Raw genomic sequence first — 14,007 nt, forward strand, 5'->3', positions numbered from 1 at the left:
AGTAGCTCAGATAGTTTCCTAAAGCAAGATTGCTTAGATATCTATTCGCGCGTAGCGCGCATTCTTCTCAATAAATTCACGGCGAGGTGCTACTTCATCACCCATAAGCATAGAGAATACACGATCACATTCTGCTGCGTTCTCAATCGTTACTTGGCGTAATGTTCTTAACTCTGGATTCATAGTAGTTTCCCAAAGCTGTTCCGCATTCATCTCACCAAGACCTTTGTAGCGCTGTACATGTACGCTATCTTCACGACCTGCACCTTTCAAACGTTGGATGGCAGCAATACGTTGCTCTTCATTCCACGCATATTCACCTTCTTTACCTTTTTTCACTAAGTACAATGGTGGCGTAGCGATGTAAATATAACCTTGTTCTACCAACTCACGCATATAACGGAAATAGAACGTCAGGATCAAGGTAGCAATGTGGCTACCATCGACGTCCGCATCCGTCATGATGATAATCTTGTGGTAACGCAATTTCGCGGTGTTCAACGCTTTTGGATCATCCTCTGTACCGATGCTGACACCCAAAGCGGTAAACATATTTTTGATCTCTTCGTTTTCGTAGATCTTATGCTCCATCGCTTTCTCGACGTTCAAGATCTTACCACGTAATGGCATGATGGCTTGGAACTTACGATCACGCCCCTGCTTGGCTGTACCACCCGCCGAATCACCCTCAACAAAGAAGATCTCACACAGCGCAGGGTCGCTGCTTGAACAATCCGCCAACTTACCTGGCAAACCAGAACCGCTCATCACGGTTTTACGCTGTACCAATTCACGCGCTTTACGTGCTGCTGCACGCGCTTGCGCTGCAATCACGACTTTTTGTACAATCGTTCTTGCTTCTTTTGGATTCTCTTCTAAATAGGTGTTCAAGATTTCGCCAACGGCCATATCCACCGCACCCATTACCTCGTTATTTCCTAACTTAGTTTTGGTCTGTCCCTCAAATTGAGGCTCAGCCACCTTTACCGAGATTACGGCTGATAAACCTTCGCGGAAGTCGTCTCCAGTAATCTCTACCTTCAAATTCTTCAACAAGCCAGATTCGTCGGCATATTTTTTTAATGTCCGCGTCAGTCCACGACGGAATCCCGCCACGTGCGAACCGCCTTCTACGGTATTAATATTATTTACATAAGAATGTACATTCTCGGAGAAGGTATCGTTGTACTGCAAAGCCAACTCCACCGGAATACCTTGTTTGATTCCTTCTACGTGAATCGGTTCTGGGATCAATGGTTGGCGTGTACCATCCAAGTATTTTACGAACTCACTCAAGCCACCTTCAGAGAGAAATACATCCTGACGGAACGCACCATCTTCGACAGTTTCGCGTTCATCAACCAAGGTCAAGGTGATACCTTTATTCAAAAATGATAATTCGCGCAAGCGATTGGCCAACGTATCATAATTATACACCGTAGTCATCGTAAAGATTTCAGCATCTGGTTGAAACGTAACGGTCGTACCCGTACGATCACTTTCGCCAATTTCCTTCACCTCGTACTGAGGTTTACCTTGCTTATATTCTTGGACAAAGACTTTGCCTTCGCGGTGCACTTCTGCACGTAAGTCGGTGGACAACGCGTTCACACAGGAAACACCCACACCGTGCAAACCACCGGAAACTTTGTAGGTATCTTTATCAAATTTACCGCCGGCGTGCAATACAGTCATTACCAACTCTAAAGCCGATCGGTTTTCTTTTTTATTTATACCGGTTGGGATACCCCGACCGTTGTCGCGTACAGATATGGAATTGTTTTCATGAATGGTAACTAAAATATCAGTACAATATCCAGCTACCGCCTCATCGATAGAGTTATCCACGACCTCATAAACCAAGTGGTGCAAACCTTTTACTCCGGTATCACCAATATACATGGATGGACGCTTACGAACTGCTTCCAACCCTTCCAGCACCTGGATATTGTCCGCGGAATACGTAGACACATTTTTATTTTCTTCGCTCATGAAATATACTTAAAGACTTCTTGAAATTATCTATCAAAAATACGAAAAATCACCCATATTGGCAAGGCAAAAATAGGACTCACAGGGATGATTTCGCGCGTAAAGTAGGAGATGGATTAGTGATTTATCATTTTTTATGTTAGGTTTGCTTGTTGATTTGAAAATTGAACTTAGCATGAACACATGGACAAAATTGGCTACGACTGTTGTCGCTGCCGCATTACTTGCCTCTTGTAACCAAAATGGAGATAAAAAGGCCACTACTTCTACGAATGACTCTACAGCACTAGCTAGCTCACCCAGCGCTACCACCGAGAAAATTGTATACGTAAACTCCGACACATTGGCCGAGAAATACGAATACTACAAAGAGATCAGAACAAAGCTAGAATCAAAGGTAAAGAAAGCACAAACTGATTTGCAATCGAAAGGACAGGCATTCCAACGTGAGGTTGCCGATTACCAACAAAAGATGAATACCATGAGTGCTTCTGAGCGTCAAGCGACAGAAGAACGCCTAGCACGTAAGCAAGATGAACTAGGTCGATTAGATCAGAATGCTTCTTCTTCATTAGCACAAGATGAGGCAACTGAGTTTGGAAATGTGTACACGGCTATTACCGAATACTTGAAAAAACACGCTTCTGAGCATGGATACACTTTGGTATTGACCTATTCACAGAAAAACCCAAGTGTATTGTATGCAGATTCGAAATTGGACATTACCAAACAAGTGGTTGATGGACTAAACGCGGATTACAAAAAGAAAAACGCTGATAAGAAATAAGCGAATTAATCCTTCGCGATAGTAGAACCGGCAGGCCAATCCCTTGCCGGTTTTTTTGTTGTTGTATACCTGCCAAGAACTACGTACCTTCCATAAAACGTTTGCCCGATGATACAACATGTTTTATCTAGTGAAGTGAATGGATTTGATTGGTACGACATCACTCATCCCAGTGAAGGCGATTTCGACGAATTGGCTACGCGGTACAACTTGCACGAATCTACGATCAGAAACTGCTTGGAGGTCGGCCATCTACCCAAGATCGAAGTCTATCCCGATTATCAATTCCTGATCCTCCGCTCGATCGCAGCAAAATACCCAGAACACTCCGATGTGCTGATAGAACTTACCGAAAGAATCTCGATTTTCTATGGCGACAAATTTATCATCACCGTGCATCGCGCACAGATCGAGTGGCTCGACAAGATCAAACAAACGCCGGCAGACAACGCAAAACTTAAGGGCACAAAACACGTGGTCAACTTATTGGTATCGCAAGCCTTGAAGACATTTGAACATGAAGTGATCCATACTTTCTCCGAAAAAATCGATCAATACGAGGAGTTTGTGTTCTTGCACAGTCGGCGCAAACCATTCATGAAGAAGCTTTATTATCTCAAGCGGCAGATTGATCTAATCCGGATCATACTGACCTTGTATCAGGATTTGGTGGAATATTTTCATATTCCGGAGCGCGTAAGCACCTACCATCGCAACCTGCATGATCTCTATAAACGAACCGATACTTTGTATCGCAACATCGCAGAAAACACGTCGCAGTTGCTATCGATGTATTTCAACATTGAGTCGAATCATACCAATGAAATTATGCGCACGCTCACGATTATCTCGGTATTCTTCATGCCGCTTACTTTCGTGGTCGGTGTGTATGGGATGAACTTTGTGGATATGCCGGAGTTGGAATGGAAATATGGTTATCCGGCGGTGTTGCTTTTTATGCTGCTGCTATCGTTAGCGATCTACATTTGGTTCAAAAAGAAACGCTGGCTGTAGCAGCTGTCTCGCTACGTAGCGCAGTATTAAAACATCTTTTTGGGCGTGGTCGCCACAAAATCCTTCAGGTAAAAAGGCTCGAAATAAGCCACATCTTCAAAGTTTTGGGCTTTGAATTTCTGCCAAGCCAAAGGGATCATATGGGCAGCAGAATTTTGGAAGCCAAGCACCACTTCGATCTTATTATTCCCTTCAAATAACTGCTGCAGCTTATCTGCTCCCGTACCGAATAACACAACTTGCTGATTCTTATTTGTCCATTGATCGAAAGATTCGGCATCAACAATCAAGGCTTTAGTGGCTTCTAACTCTTTCAGGTGCGTATCAAACGTGGCTACATAAACTTCCATGCGTCGCGCATCAATCATGGGGCAAAGCACTGTTTTCTTCGCCAAATCATCATTATCTGAGAGATAACCTTGCGCCATGGCAAGTAAAGAATTGACCGATATCAACGGGATATCTAAGGCATAACACAATCCTTTCGCCACGGAAACTCCGATCCGCAAACCGGTATAGGATCCTGGGCCTTTGCTCACGGCAATAGCAGAGAGCGAATCGAAGGTGATACCACAATCAGCCACTAATTCCTGAATAAAAACGGTCACAGCAGCAGCATGCATATTGGGCTCGCGTGATTCTCGCATCCCCAACAGCTCTTGTCCATTACTTAGCGCCACGGAACAAGTCGATGTAGCAGTTTCTATACAAAGGAGATAATGTTGATCTGACATACTGGAATTAATTTATCTAAAAACAGATTATGGCACCGGATCTGGACCATGACCTCCCCAAGGATGACAGCGTCCAATTCTTTTGGCCGCTAACCATCCGCCTTTAAAAGGCCCGTACTTCAAGATGGCTTCTTTGCCATATTGTGAACAGGTTGGTGTGTACCTACAATTGGCACCTAGAAATGGAGAAATGAAAATTTGGTAAAAGCGAATGATGCCGATGAAGATAAACTGCAACGGAATCTTAATCAGATAGGTGCTTATCCATGCGATCGCTCTCATGTTGGAGTTTTTTAAATACCGTGATCATCTTTTCGCGCAACGTAGGCAAGCTAGCCTCTTCTTGCTTACCAATATACTGGATAGCAAATGCGAGATACTGTTTACGTTCGTCCAAAAAAGGAAGTAGCTTTTCTCCTTTTTCCAGTCGGTACGCTTCGCGCAAGCGTCGCTTGATACTATTTCGCGTAACTGCGAGTTTGAAACGCCGCTTGGACACAGAGATAAGCACTTGTGCCGTACCGATATCTCGCTTTTCAAAACGATATACTACCCGAAAAGGATATACAACAAAAGAAGAACCACTGTGAAACAGACTTTGAATAAGTCTGACGCTACACAATCGTTCTTCTTTTTTAAAAGTATTCATTTGCATCCGAACAATCTATCTGTTAGATCACCGAGCACGGACACAAACCGGCTACAGAAGAGCCCTTATCCTTTGTGACGGTACTCGTCAGATACAGTAAGGCGTTTTCTTCCTTTAGCTCTACGAGATGCCAATACTCTTTTGCCATTGGCTGTACTCATACGCTCTTTGAAACCATGTTTGTTTCTTCTTTTCCGCTGCGATGGCTGAAATGTTCTTTTCATGACGCTTTATATATGCTTAATTATTTCGATTTAAAACTCTATGTTCCTCTAAAACAGGAATGCAAAAGTAAAGCTTAAATCGAAATAATACAAATTAATCCTATACTTTTTTCCTGCGATAGCAAGTTTATCCCTTTTCGAGGACACATGCTATTTATTTTTTAAGATATCACGGATCTCCGTAAGAAGCGTTTCTTCTTTCGTAGGCACTGGCAAGGCATTGTCTTCTTTGATCTCCTCTTTCTTTTTCAGAGAATTGATACCCTTAATGACCATAAAGATACAGAACGCGATGATTGTGAACTGAATGACCACATTGACGAAATTACCGTAAGTAACCGCAACCTGTGCCACGCCTTCAGCTTCATTCGCTTCGCGAATAATATATTTCAATTGCGAAAAATCAACTCCGCCGGTCAGAAAACCTATTGGTGGCATAATGATATCATCGACTAGTGAAGTCACAATCTTGCCGAAAGCACCGCCGATGACCACACCGACTGCTAAGTCGATCACGTTGCCACGTAAGGCGAATTCCTTAAATTCTTTTAAAATCCCCATGAGTAGAATGATTTAGATTGTAAATATATTTTATTACTACAAAGTTGTACATTATTTCGATATTACAAAGCGCTTTGGACGAAAAACATCGGACTATCATATTTTTTATCCTTATGTCGAGTATTTTCAAAATAGCCACAGCAACTTGTAAAGATTTCACTAAATTGCAGTGATTTAACCGCTTCCTTGTATTAGACGCTGAATGAAGAATATTTTAATTGCAGACGACCACAGTATTGTGAGGCTAGGTGCCTCTGTCATTATTTCAGGATTGATCAAAAATGCTGTCATTGTACAGGCTGAAACTTACGACGAAGTTTATCAGAAACTGACCGATCAAAGTTTTGACCTCCTTCTATTGGATATCAACATGCCTGGTGGGAATAATATTCGAGTCATTAAAGAAATTCTCCAAATACAGCCTGCGCTCAAAATATTAGTGTTTTCGTCGTACGACGAGCATCTTTATGCGCTACGTTATATCCAAGAAGGAGCTTGTGGCTATTTAAATAAAAACACCGCGATGGAAGAGTTAAAAGTGGCTATCCAAAGTGTACAGGAGCTTGGAAAATATATGTCTGATGCCGTCCGGGATCTCTATATTCAAAAGCTCATCTCGAATAAAAATGAAGTAGAGAAGATCAACCCTTTACTCAAACTCTCTAATCGGGAGATGGATGTGGCCAAGCACTTGATTGACGGAATGGGTATACTTGAAGTCTCGAATATATTACAGCTCAGCTCTTCGACCGTATCTACCTACAAAAGTAGAGTTTTCGAAAAGCTGAACGTGAACAATATACCAGAGCTTATTGAACTCTTTAAATTAAACGAGGAATAACTATAATAAGTCTTTCATTTGTACTACCGGCACGTGCCGTTGCGTAGTTACCTGCACTAACGGCTGATGATTTGGGCGTACATAACCTGCTTCACTCAGCGGCCACAATAACGGAGATAGATAATTCACACAAGATTTGATCCCTTGATCGATAGCTGCTGGCACGCCCGTATCTTTCGAATTTTTGGCTTCGTTTTCGATTTCAAACGCTCCACTATAGCCGCGCTCACGCAAAGTCGCCGTGAATGCATTCCAATCCATATGATCCGTACCACCAAATCCCGGCAACATGGCTTCATAGTGATGGCGATCCCAATCATTCTTCGGAATCGACACGCCTGCTTTTTCTGCTAAAGACGCATCTACCTGCTGCATCGGGTACATCCCACCCCACTGAATGCGTGCCGAATTTTGTAAGTTTCTGGTAGTCTTAACATGTATGCGCTTCAAACGCGAAATATCGGTTTGCTGCATAACGGCCACTGGATCAGTATTTTGCCAGATATCATGCGAAGGATCATAAATCTCACCATGCGCTTTGCTATCTACCATCGCATACATCAATTGGCGAGCAGCCAACACACCGGGCAAGTTATTGTAGGTCGTGGTATATCTCGCGGAGCGCCAACCTTCCATCGGGCAATTCTCGTACGCAATCGTAACGCCCAAATCTTCTGCATAGCGTACGATCGGCGCAAATATGCGTTTGTATTCGTCTAAGTTTCGCTGAAATCCATCTTCCATATTGCCCAACTCATGGTTGTATCCTACAAAAGTACCTACGATGACATCATTCGCATCACCGCCAAGCAGATGGGCAATACGAATCAAGCGTAGTAAGTGATTCTGGTTCTTCACGCGTTCGCTTTCATCGCCCCCAATCATATTATCAAAAGCTCCGAGCGACATACGTAATTCGTTTTTATTAAATAGCTCGATTAGCTTCGCGGCATCATCGGAGTCAAAGGATTCGTATGCCAAATGCGTTGCCGTGTGGTCTGCGCGATCACTATCGGTACGGAATACACAGAGATCAATGCCTTGCACGCCCAGGGTCACGGCCTTCTCTACCAGCTGTTGTTGGTTTAATTTATCATACGCTGAACTCATCAGCCAAATCGCATTTTCTTGCTTCATATGTAGTTATTACTAATCTTGAAAATTTTATTCTATCCAGCACTATTTACTTACCCATTAGCTTTGCTGCCGCGAATAGTTTACATCCATATAGTTACCAGTTTTAGCTTACAAAAGCAAGAAAGCCTGCTGAAAATTATCAGCAGGCTTTCTATCATGAAGATTCTGGACGCTATTCTCCGTACAAGTATTTGTAGGTTTCGAAAAGCTTATCTGCTTCCGCAATTAATTCTTTTTGATTGGTCGTTTTCAATAGATTTTGATAGCGTTGAATCGATGCCAATCCGAATCGCATATTGCGGTATTCAAGATTTGGCTTGGTTTCCGCTACAGCCATGTAATATTGTAGATTCTCCCGAATATACTGCAAATTGCGTTTTACAATCTCATTAGCTTTAGTAGACTCTCCGACCTTATACATCACATCTACCAAAGGCACATAACTCAACACTTCACCCATGGTATACACGCGATTAGGTAGATTTGTGTACGCGTTGTTCACCACATCTTTTGCTTTCTTTTGCTCACCCATGAGCAACAAATCCTGCGCAGTCTCACCAAAGATACTACCGGCATACATACTAATGTAACGGTACGAATCCGGATCTAAGTAAGATGATCCCGCAATATTTCCCCAAGTGTATTTGTTCATGATGTTATCATACACCTGCTCGGCATTGGCTACAGGACCGCCCATTTCTTCCGATTGAGACAAAGCAACAGGCATTAGCCGTAAGGCAAAACCTTCGGAAACCAAAAAGCGATCTAGACCAATATAATTGTCAGATGGCGTGGTCGTAGTAAAGTAAATTGGGCGTTCCCAATTGTTATTCTCTAAGATCGATAGAATCGATAGCTCGGCACGGCTCACGTATTCCATGCTATAATCCCACTGCATGGTATCTACAATAGCATCTTGCCATTGCTTAGGAACCGCATTATTGGCCAACACCGCATCACGGTTTACTTGTAATTGCATTTTTTTCGTTGGCAACAGATTTACGTATTCGCCACTTTGCAACTGCACCATATTTTGTTGGTTATCCGACAGCATAATAGCGAGTAGGTTTTGAATATCTATGTGTTCTGGAATTTGATGATCTTGATAATAGATGACATCACGTACGCCGTCTTTCACTTTGTTGGGATCTATCTTGATAGGCAAAGCGGCAGCGTCGTTGACGGGTTGCATCATCTGCTTCATATACCAATCCGAACTCAATAAGCTTAAATTGACCACGCGCACATCGGTACGGAAACCCTCTACCTCTTGTACGTACCACAGCGGATACGTGTCATTATCTCCGTAAGTAAATAGGATCGCGTTTGGCGCACAGGACTCCAAATAATTTTTGGCCATGTCGCGCGCTAAGTATTTTTCCGAACGATCGTGATCGTCCCAGTTTTGGCTCGCTAATAAAACGGGCGCTCCCAATAGAGCAACACCCACCGCGATATAACCTGCGGTTTTTGGATTGACTTTTTTAGAAAGGAACTCGGCAATACCAATTACCCCAAAACCAATCCAGATACAGAAAGCATAAAACGAACCTGCATAGGCATAATCACGTTCACGCGGTTGCAATGGCGTTTGATTCAGGTAAAGTACGATGGCTAATCCTGTGAAGAAAAACAACAAACCTACAACGCCAGCATCGCGCTGCTTATACTTGAAGTGCCAGATCGCACCGATCAAGCCCAGAATGAACGGTAGGAAGAAATAGGTATTGCGCGCTGAATTTTCTAATTCGGAAGTCGGCAAATCGTACTGACCGCCTAAACGCATATTGTCGATGGGCTTGATACCCGAAATCCAATTCCCTTCGGTAAATGATGTATGTCCTTGAATATCATTCTGACGACCGACAAAGTTCCACATAAAATAACGGCTATACATGTGACCGATCTGATAACCGAAAAAGAACTTCAAGTTATCAGCCATCGTCGGCTGTTCATCGGGACCTAAGCCCAAGAAGTCTCTGTACACCTGTACGTGTGGGCCTCGCTCGGAATAGATACGTGGAAAAATCGTTTCTCTGTCATAACTGTACTTCATCTTGGTACGCGCCACGACATAGCGATCGCCATCTTTGCGGTATACTTTCCCTGCTTCGAATACGTCAGTTGGTTTGGCATCAAAATACTTACCTTTCAACAAAGGTTCATCACCGTATTGTTCGCGGTTTAGGTAACTCAAAAAGGTAAATGCATTATCTGGATCGCTATTATTGAGTGATGGATTGGCCTTTGCACGAATCACGATCATGGCGAAAGAACTGTATCCGAATAGAATAAACCCTAATGATACTAAGGCAATATTTAAGATAGGCTTGGCAGCTTTTACCGAATACCAAATACCGTAGATTAATGCTCCGATGACTACGATTGCAAAAAAAGCGGCTCCCGTACCAAAGCCCATACCGAGACTGTTCACAAAAAACAGATCGAAATAAGCGGCAAATTTGATCGAAAACTGAATAACGCCCCATAACACGAAGGCTAAGATCAAGACTCCTATGGATAATGCTTTAACGACACCTTTGGTAGTAACTTGGGGTGTACGTCTAAAATAGATGACTAATGCGATAGCTGGAATCACCAATAAATTCAGCAAATGCACTGCAATGGAAAGTCCCATGATGTAGGCGATCAGGATCAACCAGCGATCTGCTCCCGGTTCGTCCGCGACAGCTTCCCATTTTAAAATAGCCCAAAATACGACGGCAGTACATAATGAAGACATCGCGTAAACCTCTGATTCTACGGCTGAAAACCAAAATGTGTCGGAGAACGTGTAGGCCAACGCACCAACAACACCCGCACCCATAATACGCACCAGAGCGATGCTAGAAATCTCTTGATCTTGATACGAACGCGTGTAGATTTTACGCGCCAAAGCGGTGATGCTCCAGAAAAGGAATAGAATGGTCAATCCGCTACAGACGGCCGAACCGATGTTCATCCAGAATGCGATGCGCGTGGTATCGCCCATGGCTAGATTGGAGAAAAGATTTTGGATCATCAAAAATAATGGTGCTCCGGGCTGGTGTACAATCTGCATTTTGTAAGCAGATGCTATAAACTCGCCTGTATCCCACCAGCTCGTTGTGCGCTCGGCAGTCAATACATAGGTAAGCGTCGCTATGACTGCACATAACCAACCCAACCAATTATTAATTTTACTATAGTTCATATCCTATGATGAGATTATTTTTTGCGTTTTCGCTTCGAAAATAAGGATTAGTCCTCTATAAAAGAATTTATATAGCATTTTTTAACTGTTTAGCCGCTGATGAGCGCTTACTAGCACTACCCCATTAGCGGCATGAAAATTTATTCATTTGGTAATCAAGGTAGATACAAAAAAATAGAAAGAATAATTTTGGACAAATCAAAAAACGCTCTATATTTGCATCATCAAAACAAAGGAACACCTCCTTAACCTTGATAGCTTGCCCGATAGTATAAGGGTAGTACGACAGTTTTTGGTACTGTTTGTCTTGGTTCGAATCCAGGTCGGGCAACAAAAAGTTGAGTTTTCACAAACTCAACTTTTTGTTTTTTATAGCCATTTTATCCTTCCATTTTCGTTTAGTTTTTTGTGACTATTAAAAAACATTTATCTAACTTTGACTCCCGATAACTTTCAAGCGCAAGACAGATAAAACATACTATACCATGCCTTTGCAATTCAATACCGTAAAATTATTCGCCGGTTCGGGATCTCGCGAACTTGCCGACAAAATTTCTAAAAGCTACGGTAAACCTCTCGGAGACGTAACCGTATCCGAATTCTCTGATGGCGAAATTCAGCCCTTTTACAATGAATCTGTACGTGGTAGCGACGTCTTTATCGTACAATCCACCAATCAGCCCAATGACAATCTAGTAGAGCTGCTTTTGATGATCGATGCCGCAAAACGCGCTTCTGCTCATTACATTACTGCTGTAGTGCCTTATTTTGGCTACGCCAGACAGGATCGTAAAGATAAGCCACGTGTAGCGATCGGCGCCAAATTGATGGCGAATCTGGTGACAGCGGCTGGTGCACACCGCATCATGACCATGGATTTGCATGCCGCCCAGATTCAAGGGTTTTTCGACATTCCGGTGGATCACTTAGATGGCGCAATCATCTTTGTGCCGTACATCAAATCGCTTAACCTACCAAATCTGACGATTGCTTCACCAGATATGGGTGGCTCGTACCGAGCGCGTACTTTTGCAAAATACTTCAATGCAGAGGTCATCATCTGTGACAAACGCCGTAAGCGTGCCAATGAGATCGAATCGATGTCGATCATCGGTGATGTGACCGGACAAGATGTGGTATTAATCGATGATATCTGCGACACCGCAGGTACGCTATCGAAAGCCGCAGCATTGATCATGGAAAACGGCGCAAATTCTGTACGTGCAGTATGTACGCATGCGGTCTTATCAGGCAAAGCCTACGAAACGATTGAAAACTCTGTATTGACGGAGATGATCGTAAGTGATACCATCCAACTACACCCTGAAAAAAAACACTTGTGCAGCAAAATCAAAGTCCTTTCTACGGATAAACTATTTGCCGGAGCCATTAGAAATGTGAACGAACACGGATCTATCTCGGATTTGTTCGAGATCTAAAGCTCAATTGTGACTACATATCAAAGGCGGCGCAAAGTTATAATTTGCACCGCCTTTGTCTTTATAATGGATTAACTCTTGCCATTTGCGCCAGCATATTGCAGATTATAAAATAATTAAATATCTTTGCACCTCAAATTTTAACAAATTAAACATGAAATCAATTGCTATTAGCGGTTCTGTTAGACAGAACGTAGGGAAAAGAGATGCAAAGGAATTGCGTTACGAGGGAAACATCCCTGCAGTTCTTTACGGAGGTAAAGAGCAAACTCACCTTTCTGTATCCGCAGCTGATTTGAAATCTGCTCTTTATACTGCTGACGTAGTATTCATCGAATTAGATATCGATGGCAAGAAAACAAGAGCGATCGTTCAAGAAGCACAATTCCACCCGTTGACAGACCAAGTTACTCACGTAGACTTCTTGGAATTGTTTGACGACAAAGAAGTAACTGTAAACATCCCTGTAACATTGACTGGTACTTCTCCAGGTGTGAAAATGGGTGGTAAATTAGTTCAAAAATTGCGCAACCTTCGCGTAAAGGCGTTGCCTAACAACCTTCCTCAGACTATTGAAGTTCCAATGGACGGTCTAGAAGTAGGTAAATCTTACCGCGTAAGACAGGTAGAAGTGAAAGATGCGAAAGTATTGAACAATTCTGACGATACCATCGTATCGGTAATCATGTCTCGTGCATTGCGTCAGGCAGAGCAAGAAGCTGCTAAACAAGCTAAAGGCGGAAAAAAATAAGCTAAGCACACACTAAGCTTCAAAAGGCATCGATAATCGATGCCTTTTGTATTTTTAGAGATTTTGGTACAATCTGAGTTAATTTATATTTTTACCGCATGAACTATCTTATCGTTGGTCTGGGAAATATCGGACGCGAATATGCTGACACACGACACAATATTGGATTTATGGTGGCCGATGAGTTGGCTAATCAAGCTGGCACAACGTGGTCTACCTTAAAATACGCTTATTACACAGAATTCAGACAGCGCGGACATAATGTATATGTGATCAAACCGACTACCTACATGAACCTCAGCGGCAAAGCAGTCAATTACTGGATGCACGCGCTAAAAGTTCCGAAACAGAATATTTTGGTGATTGTGGATGATTTGGCGATTCCATTCGGATCACTCCGCATCAAACCAAAAGGCAGTGCCGCTGGACACAATGGCTTGAAATCTATTGAACAACTTTGTGGTGGACAGGATTATCCACGTTTGAAGTTTGGGATTAGCGACAATTATCCAAAGGGCAGACAAGTAGATTATGTACTCGGCCCATTTGATGCCGAAGAATCCAAGACATTACCTGCACTGATCGAACATAGCGTCAAGATGGTGCATAGCTTTGTCAATATCGGCATTGAGCTCACGATGACCAACCTCAATACTAAGTAATAAAAAAATCCGCTCTAGAGCGG

General features: G+C 42.8%; 14 protein-coding genes and 1 tRNA gene. 7 read left to right on the forward strand and 8 right to left on the reverse strand.

The window, feature by feature from the left end; translation table 11 throughout:
- Positions 1 to 33: 33 nt before the first annotated feature.
- A complete protein-coding gene (gyrB, locus tag GKO22_RS00660) occupies positions 34 to 1,992 on the reverse strand; it encodes a DNA topoisomerase (ATP-hydrolyzing) subunit B (protein ID WP_166332219.1) in 1,959 nt (652 codons plus the stop codon).
- Positions 1,993 to 2,167: 175 nt separating this feature from the next.
- Here gyrB and GKO22_RS00665 point away from each other — a divergent pair, with 175 nt between their 5' ends.
- Positions 2,168 to 2,779 carry an OmpH family outer membrane protein gene (locus GKO22_RS00665; RefSeq protein WP_166332220.1) on the forward strand — a complete coding sequence of 204 codons (612 nt, stop codon included), beginning with the start codon at positions 2,168 to 2,170 and terminating at the stop codon, positions 2,777 to 2,779.
- Positions 2,780 to 2,887: 108 nt separating this feature from the next.
- Positions 2,888 to 3,793: a CorA family divalent cation transporter gene (locus GKO22_RS00670; RefSeq protein ID WP_166332221.1), complete on the forward strand. Its 906-nt coding sequence runs from the start codon at positions 2,888 to 2,890 to the stop codon at positions 3,791 to 3,793.
- Between the two features lie 26 nt (positions 3,794 to 3,819).
- On the opposite strand, the gene tsaB is transcribed toward GKO22_RS00670, so the two are convergent.
- The 5 genes from tsaB to mscL form a co-directional block, all read right to left on the reverse strand.
- Positions 3,820 to 4,527 carry a tRNA (adenosine(37)-N6)-threonylcarbamoyltransferase complex dimerization subunit type 1 TsaB gene (gene tsaB, locus GKO22_RS00675; RefSeq protein ID WP_166332222.1) on the reverse strand — a complete coding sequence of 236 codons (708 nt, stop codon included), beginning with the start codon at positions 4,525 to 4,527 and terminating at the stop codon, positions 3,820 to 3,822.
- A gap of 27 nt (positions 4,528 to 4,554) precedes the next feature.
- Complete coding sequence (gene yidD, locus GKO22_RS00680) at positions 4,555 to 4,809, reverse strand: membrane protein insertion efficiency factor YidD (protein WP_166332223.1); 255 nt, start codon at positions 4,807 to 4,809, stop codon at positions 4,555 to 4,557.
- Positions 4,772 to 5,176 carry a ribonuclease P protein component gene (locus tag GKO22_RS00685; RefSeq protein WP_240920079.1) on the reverse strand — a complete coding sequence of 135 codons (405 nt, stop codon included), beginning with the start codon at positions 5,174 to 5,176 and terminating at the stop codon, positions 4,772 to 4,774. The genes yidD and GKO22_RS00685 overlap by 38 nt, the downstream gene beginning before the upstream one ends.
- A gap of 65 nt (positions 5,177 to 5,241) precedes the next feature.
- Positions 5,242 to 5,400, reverse strand: a complete 159-nt coding sequence (gene rpmH, locus GKO22_RS00690) for a 50S ribosomal protein L34 (protein ID WP_082784996.1) — start codon at positions 5,398 to 5,400, stop codon at positions 5,242 to 5,244.
- Positions 5,401 to 5,550: 150 nt separating this feature from the next.
- Positions 5,551 to 5,961, reverse strand: coding sequence for a large-conductance mechanosensitive channel protein MscL (gene mscL / locus GKO22_RS00695; RefSeq protein WP_166332225.1), 411 nt, complete (start codon positions 5,959 to 5,961; stop codon positions 5,551 to 5,553).
- A 202-nt stretch (positions 5,962 to 6,163) separates the two neighbouring features.
- On the opposite strand from mscL, the gene GKO22_RS00700 reads away from it, so the two are divergent.
- Positions 6,164 to 6,802, forward strand: coding sequence for a response regulator transcription factor (locus tag GKO22_RS00700; protein ID WP_166332226.1), 639 nt, complete (start codon positions 6,164 to 6,166; stop codon positions 6,800 to 6,802).
- On the opposite strand, the gene GKO22_RS00705 is transcribed toward GKO22_RS00700, so the two are convergent.
- Both GKO22_RS00705 and GKO22_RS00710 read right to left on the reverse strand, forming a co-directional pair.
- A complete protein-coding gene (locus tag GKO22_RS00705; protein ID WP_206367766.1) occupies positions 6,803 to 7,939 on the reverse strand; it encodes a sugar phosphate isomerase/epimerase family protein in 1,137 nt (378 codons plus the stop codon).
- Positions 7,940 to 8,111: 172 nt separating this feature from the next.
- A complete protein-coding gene (locus GKO22_RS00710; RefSeq protein WP_166332227.1) occupies positions 8,112 to 11,132 on the reverse strand; it encodes a glycosyltransferase family 117 protein in 3,021 nt (1,006 codons plus the stop codon).
- A 260-nt stretch (positions 11,133 to 11,392) separates the two neighbouring features.
- On the opposite strand from GKO22_RS00710, the gene GKO22_RS00715 reads away from it, so the two are divergent.
- From GKO22_RS00715 to pth, 4 genes are all read left to right on the forward strand, one after another.
- Positions 11,393 to 11,463, forward strand: a tRNA-Gln gene (locus GKO22_RS00715).
- A gap of 154 nt (positions 11,464 to 11,617) precedes the next feature.
- Positions 11,618 to 12,571, forward strand: coding sequence for a ribose-phosphate pyrophosphokinase (locus GKO22_RS00720; RefSeq protein ID WP_166332228.1), 954 nt, complete (start codon positions 11,618 to 11,620; stop codon positions 12,569 to 12,571).
- A gap of 154 nt (positions 12,572 to 12,725) precedes the next feature.
- Positions 12,726 to 13,322: a 50S ribosomal protein L25/general stress protein Ctc gene (locus GKO22_RS00725; protein ID WP_166332229.1), complete on the forward strand. Its 597-nt coding sequence runs from the start codon at positions 12,726 to 12,728 to the stop codon at positions 13,320 to 13,322.
- 98 nt (positions 13,323 to 13,420) lie between these two features.
- Positions 13,421 to 13,984, forward strand: a complete 564-nt coding sequence (gene pth, locus GKO22_RS00730; protein WP_166332230.1) for an aminoacyl-tRNA hydrolase — start codon at positions 13,421 to 13,423, stop codon at positions 13,982 to 13,984.
- Positions 13,985 to 14,007 lie beyond the last annotated feature (23 nt).

The sequence above is a fragment of the Sphingobacterium chungjuense genome (genome assembly GCF_011316935.1).
GTDB classification, from domain to species: Bacteria; Bacteroidota; Bacteroidia; order Sphingobacteriales; family Sphingobacteriaceae; genus Sphingobacterium; species Sphingobacterium chungjuense.